General features: G+C 44.5%; 10 protein-coding genes. 5 read left to right on the plus strand and 5 right to left on the minus strand.

What is annotated here, in order from left to right; translation table 11 throughout:
* Nucleotides 1-50 precede the first annotated feature (50 nt).
* Nucleotides 51-1,727 (minus strand): glycoside hydrolase family 2 TIM barrel-domain containing protein, encoded by a 1,677-nt coding sequence (locus tag CMAQ_RS07130; RefSeq protein ID WP_012186431.1) that lies wholly within the window; start codon nt 1,725-1,727, stop codon nt 51-53.
* Nucleotides 1,728-1,889: 162 nt separating this feature from the next.
* Nucleotides 1,890-3,065, minus strand: a complete 1,176-nt coding sequence (locus CMAQ_RS07135; protein ID WP_012186432.1) for a hypothetical protein — start codon at nt 3,063-3,065, stop codon at nt 1,890-1,892.
* Between the two features lie 221 nt (nt 3,066-3,286).
* On the opposite strand from CMAQ_RS07135, the gene CMAQ_RS07140 reads away from it, so the two are divergent.
* From CMAQ_RS07140 to CMAQ_RS07150, 3 genes are all read left to right on the plus strand, one after another.
* Nucleotides 3,287-3,838 (plus strand): transcription factor, encoded by a 552-nt coding sequence (locus tag CMAQ_RS07140; RefSeq protein WP_012186433.1) that lies wholly within the window; start codon nt 3,287-3,289, stop codon nt 3,836-3,838.
* 64 nt (nt 3,839-3,902) lie between these two features.
* Nucleotides 3,903-5,495 (plus strand): NCS1 family nucleobase:cation symporter-1, encoded by a 1,593-nt coding sequence (locus tag CMAQ_RS07145; protein WP_012186434.1) that lies wholly within the window; start codon nt 3,903-3,905, stop codon nt 5,493-5,495.
* Between the two features lie 53 nt (nt 5,496-5,548).
* Entirely contained in the window at nt 5,549-6,829 is a 1,281-nt protein-coding gene (locus tag CMAQ_RS07150; RefSeq protein WP_012186435.1) for an RsmB/NOP family class I SAM-dependent RNA methyltransferase, read from the plus strand.
* A gap of 1 nt (nt 6,830) precedes the next feature.
* Here CMAQ_RS07150 and CMAQ_RS07155 read toward each other — a convergent pair whose 3' ends face one another.
* Nucleotides 6,831-8,384 (minus strand): hydantoinase B/oxoprolinase family protein, encoded by a 1,554-nt coding sequence (locus tag CMAQ_RS07155; RefSeq protein ID WP_012186436.1) that lies wholly within the window; start codon nt 8,382-8,384, stop codon nt 6,831-6,833.
* Between the two features lie 4 nt (nt 8,385-8,388).
* Nucleotides 8,389-10,353, minus strand: coding sequence for a hydantoinase/oxoprolinase family protein (locus tag CMAQ_RS07160; protein ID WP_048062733.1), 1,965 nt, complete (start codon nt 10,351-10,353; stop codon nt 8,389-8,391).
* Between the two features lie 52 nt (nt 10,354-10,405).
* Between CMAQ_RS07160 and CMAQ_RS07165 the strand changes: the two genes are divergently transcribed.
* A complete protein-coding gene (locus CMAQ_RS07165; protein WP_012186438.1) occupies nt 10,406-11,107 on the plus strand; it encodes an MBL fold metallo-hydrolase in 702 nt (233 codons plus the stop codon).
* 5 nt (nt 11,108-11,112) lie between these two features.
* On the opposite strand, the gene CMAQ_RS07170 is transcribed toward CMAQ_RS07165, so the two are convergent.
* Nucleotides 11,113-11,838, minus strand: a complete 726-nt coding sequence (locus CMAQ_RS07170; protein ID WP_012186439.1) for a maleate cis-trans isomerase family protein — start codon at nt 11,836-11,838, stop codon at nt 11,113-11,115.
* 60 nt (nt 11,839-11,898) lie between these two features.
* Between CMAQ_RS07170 and CMAQ_RS07175 the strand changes: the two genes are divergently transcribed.
* The gene (locus CMAQ_RS07175) at nt 11,899-13,215 is read left to right on the plus strand and encodes an MFS transporter (RefSeq protein WP_012186440.1); all 1,317 of its coding nucleotides are present in this window, start codon (nt 11,899-11,901) and stop codon (nt 13,213-13,215) included.
* Nucleotides 13,216-13,229 lie beyond the last annotated feature (14 nt).

Here is a 13,229-nt window from a genome sequence, read left to right on the forward strand (position 1 = left end):
GTAAATCAGTAACTTCATTACCCCAATCAAGGAATGAGGTGGTTATGGTGTTACTTTAATTTTGAGAATAACTCAGCCACAGTCCTAGTGGCTAACTTAGGTCTCCTATCCCTGGTGTATAAGCCCTTAGTATTCAGTATCACCCTCCTTGGGTTCTGTGGGGTCCTGAAGTCTGCGTAGTTCCATATGTGTAATCCCCTTACGTATGGTTTCTTTGATAATTCCTCAATATACCTCCTTAGGAATAATTCCTGGTACTCCTCACTCCAAGCCACTGGTGGGTCATGGTGTAGTCCAGTAACCCCCTCAGCACCAAACTCCGTTATTATTATTGGTTTATCAGGGTACCTTGAGTGAACCTCCTCAATAAGCTTAACAGCCTTAGCCACGCCAGTTTCAACATCACCAGTATCACTATACCACCCGAAGTATATGTTTAAGGCCACTGCATCACCAAGACCCAGCGCCTTATCGTCAAGGTGCCTGAATGAAGTATATATTACTGGTCTAGTGGGGTCAATGGACTTAACATGGTTCATTAACTCACCTAGGAATACCCTAGCCTCATCAGTAATACTGTTTGGTTCATTAGCAACACTATACATAACCACACTGGGCCTATTCCTATGCTGCCTAATCATCTCACTAATAACCCGCTTAGCCTTCTCAAGGTAATCACGGTTACTGAAGTGATGCTCCCTAAGCCCAACCAATGGTGCCTCTAGGATTACGAGTACGCCGAATTCATCAGCTAGGTCTAGGTGGGCGTTGGAGTATGGGTAGTGACTTGTCCTGAAGGAGTTGGCGTTAATCCTCCTCATATTATAGTAATCCCTAATCAACACTGGCCCCGGTAATGCCCTACCGAATATTGGGTAATCCTCATGCCTACCGAAACCCTTAAGGAAGATTGATTCACCGTTAAGGTAGAATCCACCAGCCTTAACCTCAAATGTCCTAAACCCAATACGCTCAGTGACGGTGTCCTCAACATCATTATTAGTAATTAACCTAGCCTCAAGAGTGTAGAGTACAGGGTGTTCAATGGACCATGGTTCAAGACCCTTAACATAATCCTCAAAGGCACCCTCAACAACCCTACTGTAAACCACGCCACCAGACTTATCCAGTAGGCTTAACTCAAGTTTAAAGGGCCTTGAGCAATTAACCACTGGCTGAACCTTAAGGTATCCATCATGCCTAGTGGCAATGATTAAATCATCAATGAAGCAGCCGTGGGTGAACTCAACCCAAACAGGCCTCTGAATACCGCCGTAATGGTAGAAGTCGAAGTAGGTTGCATTCAAACCCTCACCGGGTGGTATGTTATCGGGCTTCAATGTGTTATCAATCTTAACAACGACCCTATTCCAACCACCGTAGTTTAGGTTGGGTATCTTGAATTTGAATAATGTGAATGAACCCTCATGCTCACCAATAAATACCCCATTAACCCAAACCCTACTCAAGTAACCACTACCCTCGAAGATTATCCATGGTGTTAAGCCATTAAGCTCCCTAGGCACGTAGAAGTCCATTAAGTACCATGCAACACCACTGTAACCATCCCAATCAGGATTCTGCTCATTCCAGGAGGCTGGAACATAAATATGATCACTGGACTCAAAACCCTTAAACCAACCATTAGACTCACCGGCATTACCAGGATCAAGCCTGAAACCCCAAAAACCATCCAAAGGTATCCTAGGTCTAACACCAGTAACCATAATTACAGAGCATCAGCGAGTTTTAAAGCATTAATGTTAATTATGTTCAACCGGTAATTTAGTTAATTACTTTGAAGAGGTGTATGGGCGTGTCGTTGCCTGAGTTAATTAAGCTACTGAGCTTAAGAGGGAGGAATAGTGATTTTAGGCTGAGGGGAATTATTAACCTACCACTGCTTTTATTACTGCTTTAATTCGTGTATTCGCCTTTACCTTAACCCATGTTGCTGGATTACTCACAGTGTTTAATCCCTTGCTTAACTGAATTACCTCAACATCATCATCATGTAAATCAAGCTTCATGTTTAATTCAGCATCACCACTTACTGAAATCATTAACCTACTGGCTTTGGGCAAGTAGTACCATTTGCTTTCCGTGCCATTGAATACTCCTCTTAATTCACCGTAGCTTGATGGATTGAATACCACCTCATCATTGATGTATATTGCCCAAATCTCATGCGTATAACCCTCCTTCTTAGTATCAGGCCTATTGCTCCAGGTATCCCTAAATGAGGCCACGAGTAATTTAGGCTTCCCATCAGGCATCACTGTGTAGTGTGGGTGACCTATTTGCGTGAATGAATCCTCAACACCAAGTAGCGGCATTAATGAAGCCTCTAGGATACCCATGTTGGCTAGGTCACTTATTGAATTTAACTCATCTAATGCTGGGCCAATGTATGTTTGCAGAACCCACCTGTTGGGTGAATCAACCTCAACGAATACTTGAAGCCTTGGCATTAAGGTGAAGTCAATGACATCATTACCCCTACCCCAACGCCCCAATTCACCCCAATCCTCAACCTTAAGCGTATTCAAGTCATCAATACTCCTAATTGCAAACACCCCGATTGCACTTGAGTCGCCAATAGGCGTTACAGCTATAGCATCCCTAATACTCCCATAAGCACCAGTGGGTTTAATGGGTACTCCTGAATCCTTACTAAAGCCCTCAATAAGCTTCCTATACCCCTTAAGATTCCAGTCATGGTCAAAAACGAGAATGTAGGCATCCTTACCGTGGGTTGAGGTTACGTAGAATTCATCCCTAGCCGTATTGTAAATACCCCTCACTGCATTATTAGTGTAATCCACCTGCTCAGGGAAGCTTGAGGGGAGTATTTTCTTCAATTGGCTTAAGTCAACGTTAAGGGACTCATCAATAGGTGCAACAAAACCCTCCCTCTTAAGGCCAGTGGGGTCACTCCAACCAGTGAAGAGTAACCAATACCTATCCCTCCTAACATCATAAATCACATACGGTGTCCCAACACCACCCTTAAGATCATTAACCGGAACCCTATAGGGGAGTAGTACTGGTTTAACGAGAACCATAACCTAATAATACATGTGAATTTTTAAATATTGGGGTTAGAGATGCATTCAGGAATAATAATCCTTATGCTGAATTACATTAAAGTGGTAGGCGCAGTAAGTATATGAAATGCCTCCCTATTTCCTCTATTTTAACAAGGATTATTGCAATATATGCCTTATGTGATGTTTCATACCGCTTACGCATAAATGTTAATAAACCGTTGCAATGAGTGCAGCTAATGCAGCCTTACATTGAGTTGGTTAGGAGGTATGTCTATAGGAGGATTCTCATTGAGTTTGGTGATGATGAGTTAGGTAAGTTGGCTGTGGCCATTTTTAACACGCTTTTAAGTAGGGGGGAGGCTATGACTGATGATAAGTTGACTTCAATTGTCGGCTACAATGCTATTGATGTTAGGAGGATTCTCCAAGCCCTATACAATATGAGGCTTGCCTCAGTGGTTGAGGAGTTTAATGAGGCGGCCGGTAGGATTGAGCAATCGTGGTCCATTAAGGATGAGGATATTAGGAGGTTTCTAATCAACCTAATAGGTGGTGTTTTGGATAAGGTTGGTGTATTAATGCAACAGTTAACAAATACACCCATCTACATTTGTCCCAAGTGCTTTAAGAGGTATAGTGAGGATGATGCCTTAATGTATGATTACAAGTGCCCATTAGACAGGACTCCACTGGAGTACATTAATCCAGCGGATTACTTAACAGTGCTTGGTGCTGTTGAGGCTAGGCTTAAGAAGATGATGGAGTCCGTCAGTAAGGGGAGTGTATAGGGTATTACTGTTTAATGGGAGAGTTAGATTTTAAAGGGGCCCAGTAGTCGGGTCGAGGGCGTTCGTGGGGGAAACAATAAACTCCCAGTCAACGGTGGTTTACAATAGAGAGAGGGGTCAATTAGAGTTAAAGGTCTCATACCCTGAGGAGAAGTACCTATGGAACAGTGACCTTCACCCAACGCCAATACGTAAGAGGACCTGGGGCTGGTACACTTATGCAGCAATATGGTTCAGCATGGCCTTCATAGTGCCAAGTTGGTCACTGGCAAGCCTCGGCTTATCCTTTGGCCTAGGGGCGGTGGAGTCAATACTAGTCGTCTTCCTAGGCAACCTAATAGTCCTAGTACCAATGATAATTCAATCCCACGGTGGCGCAAGGTACGGTATACCTGAACCAGTTTTAACTAGGACTAGGTGGGGTGTCTACGGGGCTGTTTTCCCCAGTTGGATAAGGGCTGTGATCGGTGCCGGATGGTGGGGTATTGAGTCATACATTATGACTGAGGCCGCAGTAGGCATTTACGCGGTCTTAAGCGGTAAACTACCGGTTATTGAGTCCCTTGTGGCTAAGGGTGTTGCGTCACCATTCACAATAAGTATAGCCTTCCCTCAAGTCTTCTGGGTAACCTTCATTGCAATAATAATTCTTCAACTAATCCTACTATACCACTCCCCAGTGCCTAATGCTCAACCAGCCTTAAAGTGGTTTGCAAGGCTCTCGGCACCGTTAATACTGGCCGGCTTCCTTGCACTATGGCTACACTTCATGTCAGCATCAGGTTGGAATTACGGTAACATATTCTCAATACACAGTAGCCTAAGGGGCTCAGCCTACTGGCTGGCTTGGTTAGCCTTCCTAAACGCAAACATAGCCTACTGGGCAACCATGGCCCTATCAATGCCTGATTACACCAGGTTCGCTAAGAGCCAGGTGGCTCAAATGATTGGGCAGGTCCCAATGCCATTCATGATGCTTACAGTGGCTGTACTGGGCACCATGACCACTGGGGCTGTTATGAGGCTTACTGGTCAACCAATATGGGATCCAATACTCCTATCAACACTCTACATGGGGCCCATTGCCGGCGTGGTGGTTAATCTACTATTCCTCCTAGCCACCTTCGCTGTTAACGTATTCGCCAACACCGTTGGACCAGCCTATGACTTCGCCAATACCTTACCCAGGTACATAACCTGGTTCAGGGGTGTTTTAATAGTGGTTGCTGTTGCAGTGCTCCTAGGTGCATGGACATACTATGGCTCAGCCTACGGCTACCTATACAATTGGCTACTAACCTACGGTGGATTATTAGGCTCAGTGGAGGGTATTATAATATTTGATTACGCATTAATAAGGAGGTTTAAGTTTGAGCTTCAGGACGTCTTCCTAAGCCACGGTAGGTTCAGGTACTGGAGGGGGATTAACCCAGCGGCCTTCATAACCTTCGCCGTGGTCACCTTCATAATATACGCTCCAATACCGTACCACAGTATCCTATTCAATAATGCATGGGTACTGGCCTTCATATTATCTGGGTTAATATACACGCCACTCATGGTTTACTGGATAATACCCAAGTATCAGCCTCACTTAAAGGGATCAATATGGAGGGGAGGTTACGTATCCAGTGAGGTTAAGGAATTATTCAGTTAAATGCCTATAAAACCACTTATTCATTTAAAATCCCGGTTTAAGCCAAATTAACCGTGGTTGAGTTTAACCTAGGGGCAGACTTCGTGGACTTCGCCGCTGACGTAATGTACATTATTGAGGATAGGTTAGTGTCAATGGATAAGGCATTCCACTACGCCAGGCTTAGGCATAGGTTGAAGGCACCGCTTAGGGTTTACTATAATGCGGTTAGTGATGTTGTTAGGAATTACGCCTACTTATCCTTCATGGCTAAGCAACTGTTGGGTTCAAGCTCAAGGAAGGCTATAGCCAAGACCTGGCTACTCCTAAACACTAATGACCACTACTCCAGGAGGCTTAGGAAGAGGGTGAGGGGTAGGGTTGAGGGCGCTGAGGCTAGGTTAAGTGAGGTTAAGGATAATGACCCGTTAACGTACCTATCCATTAAGTACTCCTTCCCAAGATTCATAGTGGAGGAGTTGAGTAGGGGAATGGGGCTTAGTGAACTTGAGGATTACTTATCATCACTCAACAGGAGGGTTACTTGGCTTAGGGTTAATACGCTTAAGGTGGATTTAGATAAGGCCATTAGGCTCCTTGAGGATGAGGGGGTTGAATTCACTCAAAGTAGACTATACCCATTCATGCTACTGGTTAAGGGTTATAGGAGGCCAATGGGTTACTTAAGGCTATTTAAGGATGGGGCTGTGGTTCCCCAGGACTTGGCGTCGGCATTAGTGGTACTCAACCTAATGCCTGAACCCGGGGACGTGATTATTGATGCCTGCGCCGCCCCAGGTATGAAGACTAGTCTAATAATGCAGTTAACTGATAATAAGGCTGAGGTCATTGCTATTGATGTTTCTAAGAATAGGTTGAGTAAAATGAGGTCAATATTAAGGAGAATGGGTGTTGATGACTCAAGGGTGCATATAATGCGTTCAGACTCAAGTAGATTAAGGTTAACTGGGGTTAATGTTAATAAGGTGCTTATTGATGCACCATGCACCTCAAGCGGGGCAGTCTCAAAGGATCCGGGAATTAAACTAATACTAGCCAGTAATCCAGGCTTGGTTAAGCGTCAATCACTGGTGCAGTCATCAATACTACTTAACTTAATTAACCAGCTTAAGGATGCATCAATAGTATATGCTACCTGCTCAATACTACCTGAGGAGGGTGAGGAGGTTATTGAGAGAATTAACTCATCAAGTAGTGTTAGTTTAGTTAAGCCCAGTGTGGGTGATTTAAGTAACGGTTACGTGAATTACCCTGTATCAAGCGTTGTGGGTAGGGTAATGCCCCATATTCATAATGCTGAAGGCTTCTTCATATCAAAGCTCACCATTAACTAGCCTAACCACTACCCCAACCCCCACCACCAGGTGTCTCAACTATGACCTCATCCCCAGGCTCCAGGTCAATGGTTACTTTACTTGGTAATTCCTCAACACCATTAAGCCTCCTCACAGTAACCCTACCTGGTTTCCCATCTCCACCACCCTGTAATCCCCACGGCCTAGTCCTGAATCTCTCAGCCATTATTGAGAGCCTAGCCTTAGTTAACACCTTAAATGACCTAACCACCCCATCACCACCCTTATACTTACCGTAACCACCACTACCCTCCCTAATCCTGTAAGCCGTGAATAATAATGGGTACTGCCTCTCAGCAATCTCAATGGGTGTATTCAAGGTGTTAGTCATATTAACATGAACACCACTCACACCAGGTTTCCCAGGCCTACCACCAGTGCCTCCACCCACTGTTTCATAGTAAGCCCAGTAGCCTCCATTGGGTAATGCGCCGCCAATCATGATATTCATCATGGTTCCGGAGCCGGCTGCTGGGACACTGTTAGGTAGTGCATTGGCTAATGCCTTAAAAACCACATCCGCAATCCTCTGGGTGGTCTCCACATTACCCCCTGAGACTGGGGCTGGTTTCCTTGGGTTAACCAGGGTGCCTTCAGGTGCATTAACATTGATTACACTGTAGAAGCCTTCATTGGTTGGTACATCGGTTTGAATCAAGGATCTAATGGCGAATGAGACCGCTGAGAAGGTTACACCGTAAACCGCATTTATCGGGGCATCCACCTGCCCATGCGTCCCAGAGAAGTCCGCGGTAATGCCCTCATCGTTAATACTAACCTTAACCCTTATGGGTAGTAATTCATCCCCCAACTCCATGTAGTCAACAGCATTATAATCACCCCTAGGCCACTTACTAATTTCAAGTAGACTCAGCCTCCTACCGTATGTAATGCTCTCCCTCCATGAGTTAACAACCTCATCGACACCATACTTACTAATCAACTCCGCAACCCTAGATACACCCACTGAGTTGGCTGATAATTGAGCCATAATGTCCCCGAGAGCAGCCTCAGTTGTTTTGAAATTACTCAATATTATGTTAAGGACATCACGCTTGAGTTCACCGTTATCCATTATCTTAACGGGAGGCAGTATTAAACCCTCCTCATACAGTGTCCTGGCGTTTGGATTAATACTACCGGGTACGGGGCCGCCTACATCAACGTGGTGAGCCTTATTAACAACGTAACCCACCAACCTACTGCCGTGGTATATGGGTTGAGTAACCATAACGTCGTTTAAATGTGTCCCTGAAATATACGGGTCATTCAAGACAACGGCGTCACCCTGCCTAAGCTCAACACCCTCCCTGGATAACCAGTCTAAAAGATTCCTAACACCAATCTTAAAGGAACCCAGGTGAACGGGTATGTGCTCGGCTTGGGCAATGATATTCCCATCCTCATCAGTAATTGCGCAACTGTGATCCATCCTCTCACGGATATTTGGGGAAAAGGCCGAGCGCTTCAATGCCACACCCATTTCCTCAGCTATGAATACTGATGCCCTGTAGATTATTTCCCAGGATACCATGGCGTCACCTCCTCATAATCACCTCCGCATTCCCACCAACCTCAGCCCTCCACCTAGGCGGCACCACTATTGTTGAACCATACTCCTCAATTACGGCTGGTCCCTCAATCACCTGCCCCATGGGTATGTCGCCACGCCAGTAAACGGGTGCTTCAACCCACTCATTAAAGAAGACTCTCCTAAAGCCCCTTGGCTTAGCCTCACCCCCCAGGTTCTTCACCTTGAACCTAGGCTTCAACCTTGTTACCACCGCGAAGACCCTTATGGTAACAACCTCAATAGGCTTACTCAACCTAAACCCGTAGGTTGCCTGGTGCTTATCATTAAAGGTCCTCTCCACGTCCTCAATCCTAGCAGGCCTATTCACTGGTATGGTTAATTCCCAGCCCTGCCCCCTGTACCTAACGTCAGCGTACCTGAGGAAGTAAGACACCTTGCCAAGCCTCTGGCTTAACTCATCCTCCAGCTTCATAAAACCCTCCTCTAAATCCCTTGGATACGACATCCTCACCTCAAACTTCTCATCAGCCATTAATAAACCAAGAGCGGAAAAAGCACCAGGCTCCGGTGGCACAATAATGGTGCTTACCCCTAATTCCTCAGCAATCTCAGCAGAGTGCTGGGGACCAGCACCACCGAATGCCATTAATGCAAAATCCCCTGGATTAAGCCCCCTCTCCACTGTAACAAGCCTCACTGCCCTGGCCATCTCAATATTAGCGAGTTTAATGGCGTTGAGAGCAACATCAATTGGATCACCCAGTCTACGCAGCCCTTTGATGGCGCCTTCCTTATTCAGCTTCATTTCACCACCAAGGAGGTAATCCCCAATTCTACCTAGGGCTAGGTTAGCATCAGTGAGCGTTGGCTCCACACCACCCTTATCGTAGCATATTGGCCCAGGATCAGCACCCGCGCTCAATGGCCCAACCCTTAAGGCGCCGGCTTCATCACGCCAAATAATTGTACCACCACCTGAGGATACTTCAGCAAGGTCTATGAATGGGAATCTCACCGGGTAACCGCTGCCCTTAACTAGTCTCCCATGGTGAACCTCACCGCCGACCTCATACTCCGTGGTTACCTCGGGTTCATGGTTAACTATGGATGATGCCTTCGCCGTGGTCCCACCCATGTCGAATCCAATAACATTCCTAACACTAATAATCCTTGAGAATTCCGCAGCGGCCACGGCGCCGGCTGCTGGGCCTGATTCAATTAATTGAACAGGCCTCTGAGTGGCTTCATCACTATCCACTAGGCCTCCTGAACTGGACATTATGAAGAACTTATCAATACCCAGCTCCCTAAGGCCCTTGGAAAACTCATTAATGTACTGGCTAACAATGGGCATTAAGGCAGCATTAACGACCGCTGTGGAGGTTCTTTCATACTCCCTAGGCTCTGGGGCAATTTTACTTGATAAGGCTACGTAGTTAAAGTACCTGCCTAATACACTGCCTGTAATCTCCTCATTACGTGGATTAATGTATGAGTGCAGGTAAGATACTGCAACTGAGTTTACGCCAAGGGACTTAGCCTTAACAGCATACTCCTCAACCTCACGTGGGTTAACCTCCTTAACCACCTCACCGTTAGCTAACGTCCTCTCCTCAATCTCAAACCTAAGCTCCCTGGGTACAAGGGGCTTAGGCTTCTCGAAGAATAAGTCATAGAGCCTAGGCCTATTCTGACGCCCAATCTCAATAACATCCCTAAAACCCTTAGTGGTGAATAAGGCAACCTTAGGCAACTCAAGACCCACCTGACCCAATAGGGCATTTGTCCCAATTGTGGTTGCATGCAGGACCTCATCAATACGGGCATTAATCCTCCTAAGACCCCCTAATACTGCTGCCTCAGGATTCCTAGGTGTACTAAGAACCTTAAAGGATTCTATTGAACCGTCATCACTTAAAGTAACGAAATCCGTAAAAGTACCACCAACATCAACAGCAACAATAACCATACAACCCATGGAGACGCAATAAGTTTATATCTTTTTCCCTCACATCAATAAAATGCATAAGTGGGAAGTACTATCACCAGGAGTACCGTTATATACTAACATGGGTTTCGTGGGGTACTGCACATCACTACTCGTAGAGGCGGATGGGTATCATGTAGTAATTGATCCAGGGCATTATGGAAATAGGGAGTATATGTTAAAGGCATTGAGTAGTAGGGGAATTAAGCCCAGTGATGTTGAGCACATAATACTCACACACGTGCACTATGATCACGCACTTAACATAACTCTATTCCCCAACGCTAAAATATACATATCAAAGAATGAGTATGAATACTCAATGAGTAGTAATGACCCATATGAAGTCCCCTTCTTACTACAATTAATGAGAAATAGACTGGTATTTATAAAGGAGGATGATGAATTATATGGAATTAAATTTGTGGAATTACCAGGGCATACGGCGGGTAGTATAGGGGTAGTGATTAATAATGATACTTTAGTTGCTGGGGATGCAATTAAGTATATTACAGAGGCTATTAAAAAATCCACAACATTTGCATACTATGACATTAATAAGGCTAATGCAAGCATAGTCAAGGCTATAAATATGGCTCACATAATAATCCCTGGTCATGATGCGCCATTTATGATTAAGGGAAATGAAACCATAGAGCCATTAAGCAATAAATCAAATAACTTCATAATATATTTGAGGAGTAAAGTAAATTTATCAATAAGTATTGATTTTTAATTGAATCATAATGTTAAGTCACTAAATAATGCTCCTAAATTATACCTTAATTTAACCTTGATACCTAGGTTTCTTATTACAGCCCATAGTGTGGCGCTATTACTACTAATCACTGGTTTACCTAATTGCCTTTCAAGATCACCTATTACTTCGAAGCTACGCCAATTAGTGCAGGAAATAAATAATGCGTCATAATCAGAGCCAAATCTCCGTGCCTCATTTAATGCAGTCTCATAGGTAATGCTGGGGTCCAGGGATCCAATCACTGTATTATCGGAGATACCGAGTCCCTTTATACTCACTACTTGGATGCCATGGGCTTCAAGAAACTCCCTTTCCTTAACATTCAATTCATCAATATATGGCGTAACCACCAATACTTTACGTGCATTAAAATAAGAAAGGGCATCTATTACGGCGCCAGATGTGGCTACGGCTGGTATTTCAGTTATATCTTCAATTCTACGCTTAATCTCTAGATGATGATTGGGGCCTTTGAATAAACTCCCTGTGGTGCATGCATAGGCTATTATATTTACCTTCGCAGTGCCTAATTCCTGAGCTGCACGCTCTGTTTCCCTCTCCATTTCCTTAAGGCCATTTAACGTGACTTCCTTCAATGTTATTCGTGATGTATGCACTGTAACATCAGGCTCAAGTATAGTTCTCGTGAATTCCCTCTCTACTGTGGTATTTGATGATGGAATAATAGTGCCCAGTTTAATCCACATAATTCATAACTATGCATAAAACTTAAAAATTTTATGTGTACATAATATGATTGACCTACTATGGTATCAATGAGAACCAAGGCAATAATTAGTACAACCCTTGGTATCGCCTTTGAGTGGTATGACTTCTTCCTATACAGTTTACTAGCCCCGGTGATAGCGCAAGTGTTTTTCCCAAAGACTATACCTGTTTTATCACTGGCTTATGCCTATGTTGTACTCTTCATAGGATTCGTGGGTAGGCCGGCTGGGGGCTTGATCTTTGGTTATATTGGTGATAAATTTAGTAGGATACGTGCACTATACTTCACATTGCTCATCGCAGGGATATCAGTATTATTAGTTGCAATATTACCTACGTATCAACAGATTGGTGTAGCGGCACCAATATTATTAGCAATACTGAGATTTGCTGATGGCATAGGGCTTGGTGGCGAATGGGGTGGTAGTTTCTCCCTAACCTCAGAGTACATAAATCCAAATCTAAGGGGCTTTTTCTCAGGTCTTCTCCAGGCTACCGTACCCGTGGCATCTTTATTAGTAAGTGGATTCACACTATTATTCACCTCACTGCTTGGTGAAAGCGGCTTCTACGCTGTTGGCTGGAGGTATGTCTTCGCAATAGGCTTCATCATATCAATAATCGGCGTCTTCATAAGATTTAGGGTTGCTGATTCCCCAGTTTTTCAAAAACTCGTGGAGACGGGCAGGGTGGTTAAAAACCCAATCTCCGGGGCGTTCAGGAGGTATTGGAAATTAATCCTAATGGGTTTATTCCTAGTAGGCATAGTAAATGGGGCTTATTACTACCTAAACTTCGCCTTTGCACTGGGTTACGCAACAACCATTGCTAAGGCATTTCATAAACCCTACGTACCCTACTCCGTGGTCTCAGAGGGAGTATTAATATCCTCCCCAGTATTGATAATACTTGCACTAGCCTTCGGCTATCTATCAGATAGGATTGGTAGAAGACCCTTAATATTAGCGAATGCAGTAGGCGCAATTGTTTTCATAGCGCCATATTTACTAATGCTACTAAGCGGCGACCCCACGCTTGTTATGAGCGCAATAGTGCTTGGTGGATTAATTTTCTGGTTGATTTCAGGTGCCATAACGCCCATAGTACTTGTTGAAATGTTCCCACCTGAGGTTAGGTATACTGGTATTTCCACTGCTTATCAAATCGGTGTGGGATTCATAGGTGGTTTATCACCATACATACTAACATTCATGATATCAGCATTACATGATATCTTCTGGCCACCACTTATCTATACAGTGGTCCTGGGATTAATAGTCCTATTCATAGGCATAGTACTGGGTGAAACCAAGGGAAGACTACACGTGGGTGAGGAAATCCTAAGACAGCAGTGATGCTGTAATTCAGT

Origin of the sequence: Caldivirga maquilingensis IC-167, from assembly GCF_000018305.1 — an archaeon.
Classification (GTDB): Archaea; Thermoproteota; Thermoprotei; order Thermoproteales; family Thermocladiaceae; genus Caldivirga; species Caldivirga maquilingensis.